Annotated in this window: 7 protein-coding genes; 6 read left to right on the top strand and 1 reads right to left on the bottom strand. The window is 67.3% G+C overall.

What is annotated here, in order from left to right; translation table 11 throughout:
- Positions 1-24 precede the first annotated feature (24 nt).
- Positions 25-957: a MurR/RpiR family transcriptional regulator gene (locus tag AC6LJ9_RS24935; protein WP_498149605.1), complete on the bottom strand. Its 933-nt coding sequence runs from the start codon at positions 955-957 to the stop codon at positions 25-27.
- Between the two features lie 277 nt (positions 958-1234).
- Between AC6LJ9_RS24935 and AC6LJ9_RS24940 the strand changes: the two genes are divergently transcribed.
- The 6 genes from AC6LJ9_RS24940 (at position 1235) to AC6LJ9_RS24965 (ending at position 6131) form a co-directional block, all read left to right on the top strand.
- A complete protein-coding gene (locus tag AC6LJ9_RS24940; protein ID WP_498149606.1) occupies positions 1235-1786 on the top strand; it encodes a MarR family winged helix-turn-helix transcriptional regulator in 552 nt (183 codons plus the stop codon).
- Positions 1783-2343 (top strand): diaminobutyrate acetyltransferase, encoded by a 561-nt coding sequence (gene ectA, locus AC6LJ9_RS24945; protein WP_498149607.1) that lies wholly within the window; start codon positions 1783-1785, stop codon positions 2341-2343. Before AC6LJ9_RS24940 ends, ectA begins: the two co-directional genes overlap by 4 nt.
- A 121-nt stretch (positions 2344-2464) precedes the next feature.
- On the top strand, positions 2465-3775 hold the full coding sequence (gene ectB, locus AC6LJ9_RS24950) for a diaminobutyrate--2-oxoglutarate transaminase (protein WP_498149608.1): 1311 nt from the start codon (positions 2465-2467) through the stop codon (positions 3773-3775).
- A complete protein-coding gene (locus tag AC6LJ9_RS24955) occupies positions 3772-4182 on the top strand; it encodes an ectoine synthase (protein ID WP_498149609.1) in 411 nt (136 codons plus the stop codon). The genes ectB and AC6LJ9_RS24955 overlap by 4 nt, the downstream gene beginning before the upstream one ends.
- A gap of 14 nt (positions 4183-4196) precedes the next feature.
- Positions 4197-5123: an ectoine hydroxylase gene (thpD, locus tag AC6LJ9_RS24960; RefSeq protein ID WP_498149610.1), complete on the top strand. Its 927-nt coding sequence runs from the start codon at positions 4197-4199 to the stop codon at positions 5121-5123.
- 135 nt (positions 5124-5258) lie between these two features.
- Positions 5259-6131, top strand: coding sequence for an MOSC domain-containing protein (locus AC6LJ9_RS24965; RefSeq protein ID WP_498149611.1), 873 nt, complete (start codon positions 5259-5261; stop codon positions 6129-6131).
- The last annotated feature ends 1 nt before the right edge of the window (position 6132 follow it).

Genomic DNA, 6132 nt, shown 5'->3' on the forward strand with positions numbered 1-6132 from the left:
TGACAAGGGTAGAGGGCGGCGGGCTCAGCGCCGCGCGCGGGAGGGGGCTCGGCGGCCGGACGTTTCGGTCCAGTACACACCATCGGCGCGCTGGCGCGATTCGATCTCGGACAGCCGTTGCAACACGCCGTCGCCGCCCAGGACGGCGACGCGCGCGATCAGGTGCTCGGCCAGGCCGAGCAGGCCCGCCGTGCTGTGGAAGAACGAAGCCGGTCCGCCCGCGTCGCCGGGCATATCGTCGGGCCGCGCGAAGCGCAGGACGTGGCGGGCGAACGGAATCACCGGGCTGGCGGGGGCGTCGGTCAGCGCGATCACGGCCGCGCCGCGTCCGGCAGCCAGCCGCGCCAGTTCTAGCGTGGCCGCGGCGTAGGGCGCCTGCGTCACCACGATCAGCGCGTCGTTCGCGCCCAGGCTGTCGGCCTCGTCGGACGAGGCGCCGCCCAGGCCGCCGATCAACATGCCGTTGCGGCACAGCATCTGGTAGGCATAGCGCATCTGGAAGGCGATGCCAAAGGCCGAGCGGGTGCCCAGGAAGCCAACCTGGCGGGCCGCCAGCAGTGTGGCGGCGGCTTCGTCGAAGGCGGAGTCGGCGTTGACGGCGCCGATGGATTCCAGCGCGGCGGTCTGCCAGCGCGTGAGGGTGGCCCGTGCGTCGGCGGCGGGCGTCTCGGCGCGCCGGGCCTGCAGGCGCGCGGCGCGGTCGCGCCAGCCCGCTTCCATGCCTTGGGTCAGCGCGCGCTGGAAGGGCGCGCGGAAGGCTTCATAGGTGTCGCAGCCGGCGGCGCGCGCCATGCGCAGCATGGTCGCGGGGGCCACGCCCACGGCCTGGGCCTGGCGCCGCATGGACCACAGGCCGACCTCGGCCGGATTGTCCAGCGCCCAGCGCGCCGCCCGCTGGAGTTCGGCGGGCAGGCCGGGCAGCATGTCGCGCAAGCGGTCCTGGGGCGTGGAGGTCATGGGCGGGGGGGGGGGGGCTCGAAATAAAACAAATGATACTTCTGTCTCCATTGAAAAAACAATTGTTTTATATGGGCCGGGCAAGAAAGCGCGCGAGCGCCGGTCACGGCGGATTTTCTGAGCGGATGTAACGGCCGTCGCCCATGGGAAACGCCGGGGCGGCAGGCGGGCGTGGCGCATGGATTTGATTACAAAATCCGCCCGGCTCGTGTTTGACAGAGGGAATGTGCGCCCATATCATTCGTATAGAAATCAATTTAACTGAACTGATTCAGTCATGAATAAACAGACCGTAACCGATCCCTCGCAGCAGTACGACCTGCGCATCCTGCGGGCCTTGCGCCGCATCACGCGCTCGATCGCCCTGCATTCGCGGCAGCTGTCGGCGGTGAGCCACATCACCGCGCCGCAGCTCATGTGCCTGCGCACCGTGATCGCCAACGGGCCGCTGACGGCCACGGCGATCAGCCGCGAGATCCACGTCAGCCCCAGCACCGTGGTCGGCATCCTGGACCGCCTGGAAGACAAGGGACTGATCCGGCGCGAGCGCGGCCGCGAAGACCGTCGCATCGTGTTCGTCACCGCGACCGAAGCCGGACGCGCGCTGGCCAAGGACGCGCCGTCGCCGCTGCAGAAACACCTGGCGGACGCGCTGAACGCGCTGCCGGAACTGGAGCAGGCCACCATCACGCTGTCGCTGGAACGCATCGTGGCCTTGATGGAGCAGGACGGACACGCGGCCGCCGTCGAGCCGCACGCCGATCCCGCTTCTCCCATCCTTGAGGTGCCCACCGGCGGCGCGCCTCCCGAATCCGGACTGGTCGTATGATCGATACCGCACAGGAAACCCCCATCCTCTCAAGTGCCGTGGCGCCGGCGGCTTGCGGCGGGACGCAGCAGATGCGCCCGCCCAGCCGCAAGGACGGCGCCGCCCTGCACCGCCTCATCTCCGAGTGCCCGCCGCTCGACCTCAATTCCCTCTACGCGTACTTGCTCCTGGCTGAGCATTTCAGCGACACCTGCGTCCTGGCCGAAAGCGCCGGAGGACGCATCGACGGTTTTATCTCCGCTTATGTGCTGCCCGACCGGCCCGACGTCCTGTTCGTCTGGCAGGTCGCGGTGCACGCCCGCGCACGCGGCCATCGGTTAGGCCGCGCCATGCTCAGAGCACTCTTGCGGCGCAAGGGGCTGGAGCATGTTCGTCATCTCGAAACCACGGTGGGGCCTGACAACCAGGCTTCGCGCCGCAGCTTCGCCGGCCTGGCCGCGGAACTGGGCGCCCACATCAGCGAACAGCCGTTCTTCGACCGGCAATTGTTCGGCGGCGCGGACCACGACGACGAGATGCTGTTGAGGATAGGCCCGTTCACCTTGCCCGCCCCGTAGGCGGGCGGGGCGCGCGCCCTGCCATAACCGGGATGGTTCTGACGGTCCGGCCGCCGCGAGGCGAGGTCGGGCGGGAGCAGGCCGTCTGTCAACTCATGATCTGAAAGGGAGGATTGATCACATGGACTTGAAAATCTTTGACCGGATGGAGTCGGAAGTAAGGGGCTACATCCGGTCGTTCCCCGTGATATTCAGCCAGGCCAGGGGCTCGACGCTGATCGACGAGGAGGGCACCGAGTACATAGACTTCTTCAGCGGCGCCGGCACGCTGAACTATGGCCACAACAATCCTGTCCTCAAGGAAAAGCTGCTGGACTACGTGCGCGCCGACGGCGTGGTGCATGGCCTGGACATGGCCACCAGCGCCAAGAAAGCGTTCCTGGAAACCGTGGACCGCGTGCTGCTCAAGCCGCGCAACTGGCAGTACACGCTGCAGTTCACCGGGCCTACCGGCACCAACGCGGTCGAGGCGGCGCTGAAGATCGCGCGCCAGGTCAAGGGCCGTCCCAATGTGGTGTCGTTCACGCATGGCTTTCATGGCGTGAGCGGCGGTTCGCTGGCGGCGACCGCGAACATGAAGTTCCGCGACGCGGCGGGCTACGCGCTGGCTAATACCAGCTTCATGCCGTATGACGGTTACTTCGGTCCCGACGTGGACACCATGGCCTATCTGGAGCGCATGCTGGACGACCCCAGCAGCGGCCTGGACAAGCCGGCCGCCGTGATCGTCGAGACCGTGCAGGGCGAGGGCGGCGTGAACGTCGCCACGCTGCGCTGGCTCAAGGAGCTGGCCAAGCTCTGCCAGCGGCACGACATGCTGCTGATCGTGGACGACATCCAGGTCGGCTGCGGCCGCACCGGCACCTTCTTCAGCTTCGAGGCCGCCGGCATCCGGCCGGACATCATCACGCTGTCGAAGTCGCTGTCGGGCTTCGGCCTGCCCATGTCGCTGGTGCTGATGAAGCCCGAGCTGGACGTCTGGAAGCCGGGCGCCCACAGCGGCACGTTCCGCGGCAACAACCTGGCCTTCGTCACCGCCACGCAGGCGCTGGAAACCTACTGGACCAACGCCGCCTTCAGCGCCGAGATCCAGCGCAAGGAAAGCCTGGTGCGCGACTGGCTGGAAAACCTGGTGCACAGCTTTCCCAACGCCGGCCTGTCGGTGCGCGGCCGCGGCCTGATCCAGGGGCTGGTGTCCAACGCCTCGCCGGCGCTGGCCAACCGCATCGCCAAGCGCGCCTTCGCCAAGGGCGTGGTCATCGAGACCTCGGGCGCGCACGACGAAGTGCTCAAGCTGCTGCCCGCGCTCACCATCGAGGAAGGCCTGCTGATGCGTGGCCTGGAAGTGATCGAGGCCAGCGTGTCCGAGGCGCTGGCCGACGAAGACGGGCAGTCCGCCCGCATCCTGAAATTTGGAGGTAAACGCGGATGATCGTACGCAATGTCAAGGACGTGATCGGAACGGCGGACGAAGTCCGCACGGACACCTGGGTCAGCCGCCGCGTGCTGCTGAAAAAGGACGGCATGGGATTTTCATTCCATGAAACCACGATCTTCCCGGGCGGCCGCACGCACATCCACTACAAGAACCACCTGGAAGCGGTCTGGTGCGTCGAGGGCGACGGCTCGATCCAGACCATCGCCGACGGCAAGACCTACGCGCTCGAACCGGGCGTGGTCTACGCCCTGAACGAGCATGACGAGCACTGGCTGTGCGGCGGCAAGAAGCCGCTGCGCGTCATCTGCGTATTCAATCCACCGCTGACCGGCCAGGAGGTGCACGACAAGGACGGCGTCTATGCGCTGCCCGAGGCGGGCGCCGACGCGGTCGCGGCCTGAACAAGGAGGCGAACATGATTTCACCTGCGCAAGATCCGTACGCCTCGCGTACGGATCGCGGTTCCGCCATCATTTCCCGCCAGGATCCGGTGGTCCACGGCGACGGCCATTACGCTGACGCCCTGGATGCCGCGCAACTGGAACAATACGAACGCGACGGCTTCCTGCTGCTGGAAGACCTGCTGTCGCCCGGCGAGGTCCGCGCCCTGGCGGCCGAGGTCGAGCGCATGACGCGCGACCCGTCCATCATGCGGCGCGAAGAGGCCATCACCGAGCCGGGCAGCAATGCCGTGCGCTCTATCTTCATGGTGCATGTGCTCAACCCCGTGCTGGCGCGCCTGACGCGCGATCCGCGCCTGGTCAACGTGGCGCGCCAGATCCTCGGGTCCGAGGTGTACGTGCATCAGTCGCGCGCCAACATGAAGCCGGGCTTCAAGGGCAAGGAGTTCTACTGGCATTCGGACTTCGAGACCTGGCACGTCGAGGACGGCATGCCCGCCATGCGGGCGCTGAGCTGCTCGGTGCTGCTGACCGACAACAATGCCAACAACGGCCCGTTGATGCTGGTGCCGGGTTCGCACCGGCAGTTCATTTCCTGCGTCGGCCAGACGCCCAACGAGCACTACAAGCAGTCGCTCAAGAAGCAGGAGTATGGCGTGCCGGATCCGGTCAGCCTGCAGCTGCTGGTGGAGCAGGGCGGCATCCAGGCCATGACGGCCAAGGCCGGATCGGTGGTGTTCTTCGATTGCAACACCATGCACGGCTCTAACAGCAACATCTCGCCCTGGCCGCGCGCCAACGTATTCATGGTCTACAACAGCATGGAGAACACGCTGGGTCCGCCGAAGTACGGCCTGACGCCAAGGCCCGAGCACATCGCCACGCGCAAGGCCTTCAAGGCGGTCACGCCGCTGAACGCGCTCAAGCTGGTCGGCGCTTGAGGCTGGATGGCGCCGCGATCGGCGTGCCGGCATCTCCTTCGTGGAGCGCCGGCGCGCGCAGCCCAGGCCGCGGCCTGGGCTTTTTTTCGGCCTTCCGCTATGCTCTGGCGACTTTCACCCCTCGCCATCCGCGCCATGTCCGCCCGCATCCTCAGCCTGCATATCTATCCCATCAAATCCTGCGCCGGCATCGATCTGAGCGAATCGCCGATCGACCGCGCGGGGCTGGCGCACGACCGGCGCTGGATGCTGATCGACGGCAGCGGGCAGTTCATGACGCAGCGCCAGTGGCCGCGCATGGCGCTCATACGCACCGCGATCGGCGACGGCGCGCTGCGCGTGTCGGCGCCCGACATGGCCGACCTGCTGATCGCGCTGGACGGTTCCGGCCTGGAAGCGGGCAGCGAAACCGTCACCGTCTGGAAGGACAGCCTGCCCGCGCTGCGCGAAAGCGCCGCCGCCGGCCGCTGGTTCTCGGATTTCCTGGGCACGCCCTGTCGCCTGTACAAGGTCGATCCCGCCGCGCGCCGACCGGCCAAGACCGATTGGGTGTCGCGCTGGCTGGATGCGCATCCGGACGAGTCCGACCGCTTCTCGGGCGACCATCATTTCGGTTTCGCCGACGGCTTTCCGCTGCTGGTGGCCAACCAGGCCTCGCTGGACGACCTGAACGCCCGGCTGCGCGCCAAGGGCGCGGCCGAGGTGCCGATGGACCGGTTCCGGCCCAATATCGTGGTGCAGGGGGAGTGGGAGGCGTTCGAAGAGGATCACACCGCGCTGATCGAGGCGGCGGACGTGCGCATGGCGTTCGTCAAGCCCTGCACCCGCTGCTCGATTCCGGACATCGACCAGCGCAGCGCGCAGCAGTTCGACGAGCCGGGCCGCACGCTGGCGACCTACCGCAACCTGGACATCGGCGTGGTGTTCGGCCAGAACGCCATCCTGGACGCGCCGGCTCAGGCGCGGCTGAAGGTGGGCGACGCGGTGGCGATCGAGCTGGATTTCTAGG

Source organism: Achromobacter sp. 1011811831 (assembly GCF_059760905.1).

What these genes read in the sequence shown, in the direction of transcription:
- thpD (WP_498149610.1), top strand. Translation starts at nt 4,197, where the DNA reads ATGATTTCACCTGCGCAAGATCCGTACGCCTCGCGTACGGATCGCGGT.
- AC6LJ9_RS24965 (WP_498149611.1), top strand. Translation starts at nt 5,259, where the DNA reads ATGTCCGCCCGCATCCTCAGCCTGCATATCTATCCCATCAAATCCTGC.
- ectB (WP_498149608.1), top strand. Translation starts at nt 2,465, where the DNA reads ATGGACTTGAAAATCTTTGACCGGATGGAGTCGGAAGTAAGGGGCTAC.
- AC6LJ9_RS24940 (WP_498149606.1), top strand. Translation starts at nt 1,235, where the DNA reads ATGAATAAACAGACCGTAACCGATCCCTCGCAGCAGTACGACCTGCGC.
- AC6LJ9_RS24935 (WP_498149605.1), bottom strand. Translation starts at nt 957, where the DNA reads ATGACCTCCACGCCCCAGGACCGCTTGCGCGACATGCTGCCCGGCCTG.
- AC6LJ9_RS24955 (WP_498149609.1), top strand. Translation starts at nt 3,772, where the DNA reads ATGATCGTACGCAATGTCAAGGACGTGATCGGAACGGCGGACGAAGTC.
- ectA (WP_498149607.1), top strand. Translation starts at nt 1,783, where the DNA reads ATGATCGATACCGCACAGGAAACCCCCATCCTCTCAAGTGCCGTGGCG.